Source organism: Roseibium sp. RKSG952 (assembly GCF_009711355.1).
Map to the genome: position 1 here is coordinate 1 of NZ_SMMF01000275.1, position 485 is coordinate 485.

A 485-nucleotide genomic window follows, 5' to 3' on the forward strand; every position below is an offset into this window, starting at 1 on the left:
AGGTCGTTGGCATCCTCGTAGCCTGCGGCGTTCGCCAGAATACACGCCCGCAGCATGTCGGGCCGTTGGTGCAGGGTCCGCACCGGGTCGCGCGGGTCGGGAATGACGGCTGAAAGCCTCCCGGCAATGCCAAGCTGGTTCTCCGCGGCCACAAGAAGCTATACGCCGCCATCTGAAGTGATCTTTCCACCATCGAAAGCAGCGCTGACTTTTTTGCCGGACAAAGATGGCAGTACGGGAAAAACTGAAGCAGGACCGGTCATGTGATCAGGGCGGTTTTTGTCCGACGGAAAAAATGGTTTCGGCACCCATATTTTTACATTACGTCAGTGCCTTACACCACAATCAGCAGCTTGAGAGTTAGAACTGGTGCATAATCCGGGTTGGCAACGTGAGCCAGGCCCGCAAAAGGTGAGTACCTCGATTTATCGATTTCAGGTCTGATCTTTCTGTACTATACCGCTCTCACCGCAAAACCCGAATAT

1 pseudogene is annotated in these 485 nt (G+C 54.2%); it reads right to left on the reverse strand.

The annotated features are described in order from the left end of the window. Positions 1-263: pseudogene (locus tag E1297_RS50065) on the reverse strand (transposase); the annotation flags it as partial. Between the last annotated feature and the right edge of the window lie 222 nt (positions 264-485).